1 protein-coding gene is annotated in these 1,902 nt (G+C 38.5%); it reads right to left on the bottom strand.

Annotated features, from left to right (window positions below; all coding sequences use genetic code 11):
• Positions 1-79 precede the first annotated feature (79 nt).
• A complete protein-coding gene (ltrA, locus tag CRO45_RS19710) occupies positions 80-1,465 on the bottom strand; it encodes a group II intron reverse transcriptase/maturase (RefSeq protein ID WP_097151305.1) in 1,386 nt (461 codons plus the stop codon).
• Positions 1,466-1,902: the final 437 nt, after the last annotated feature.

Below are 1,902 nucleotides of genomic sequence, written 5' to 3'. Positions count from 1 at the left end.
ACAATCGAGTAGGAGACTAGCCATTATTTGGCTAGTCGACCTCTCACACCACCGTGCATACGGTTCCGTACACGGCGGTTCAATAACTTGAGTATCTTTGCTCATACAAATTATTAAGGTCTTTTATCCCCCATTTGAAGAGCGTATTTATTTTAATTGCTTTTTGTAAGGTTTCACTTCTTGAGATTCTCCAGTATCCCTTACGGGAATTTGCTACTTTCCATGCTTCCTCGTTTGGAATGCCTAATCTTCTCAGCTGATAGTATTTTGTTTTAGTTTTCTTCCATCTTTTCCAGATAAGTTGCCTTAACCGATGGTTTAGCCACATTCCAATCTCTTTAATGAACTTTTTCATAAAACTAATGCCATAGTAATTTATCCATCCAACTGTCACTTGATTGATTTCTTTGGCGATATCTTCAAAGCTTCCAGACCTATTTCTTCTAGTTTTATATTTAATTTTGTCTTTGAATCTTTTCTTCGCCGAATGGTGTGGTCTACATCCTGTGCCTTTAGAAGTATTATGTATACAGAAACCTAAAAATTTTAGTTTGGTCGGAGACCCTACCTTACTTTTAGTTTTGTTAACTGTAAGTTTTAGTTCCTTCTCCAGAAATTTTGTAACGCTATCAAGAACACGTTCACCAGCTCGTTTGCTTTTAACGTAGATGCAGAAATCATCCGCAAAGCGTACAAATTTATGCCCTCTTCTCTCCAGTTCTATATCCAACTGATTTAAATAGACATTACTCAGGATTGGTGAAAGTACTCCACCTTGCGGTGCACCGAATTCTGTTGGCTTAGTTAAGCCATTCTCTAGTATTCCGCTTTTAAGAAATTTCCAAATTAGCTTTAATATAACTTTGTCTTTGATAAATACCTTTAAATATTCCATTAGCTTTTGATGATTAATGGTGTCAAAGTAGCTTTTCAAATCACAATCTACTACTACTTTATAACCTTGTTCATAATATTTGATAGATTTCTTTATAGCTTGATGTTGATTTCTATTTGGACGAAAACCATAACTTGACTCAGAAAATTTCGGGTCAATAATTCCACCAATTACTTGGTAGATTGCCTGTTGGACCATACGGTCTCTAACACATGGAATACCTAATTTTCGTTTTGTACCATCTGGCTTAGGGATTTCAACCCGTTTAACTGGAAGTGGCTTATAAGAGCCATCTTTCAGTTTTCTCTTAAGGTGATGTAAGTATTTACTGACATGTCCAAATAGTTCATCGACTGTCATTCCGTCTATTCCAGGCGCACCTTTGTTGGCTTTAACCTTCTTACATGCTCTGAAAAGATTATTACTATCAATTACTTTATCAATTAAATCGATACCATCTTGTCGACCTACTTCTTTAAAGACAGCACTACACGCTCTTGCATACTCTTCAGTTTCCAACCTATCCCTCTGCAAACAGCCATCTTGCGATGTTTTCTGTGGTCTTTGCACTGCCATCACCTCCGTAATTCTTCAAGATTGTTATTGTTCAGTCCTTTGTTCCAAGGGAACTACTATGACCTCTGCTGACTTCTTACAATTCAGCTTGCCATCACTGGCAAACTTGTTCCTGTGAGATATTCCATCTCTCTTGTCGGGAACCCTTGTAAGACCTCCCCGGGTAAGAACTATAACCTTCCTCCCATGTAACTGCTATATTTACTGTATGGAACTCGGGCAGTATAGGACTTTATTTTGTTTTGCAAACTCGTCCATTCCAATTCAGCCTTATATATAGTTTCTGTTCGTCAGTTCGGGATTTTGCCTCCGGCTTCCTTCAGATTCCACCTCACGGTGGACACCCTTGCCATTAGCTAACAGTTCCTACTGCCAAGCCTGTAGTGGACTTTCACCACCAAGTTATAGCCCATGCCGGGCGCACAAAAAAA

The sequence above is a fragment of the Ureibacillus acetophenoni genome (genome assembly GCF_900220965.1).
Lineage (GTDB): Bacteria > Bacillota > Bacilli > Bacillales_A > Planococcaceae > Ureibacillus > Ureibacillus acetophenoni.
This window is presented reverse-complemented; position numbering and strand designations above follow the sequence as displayed.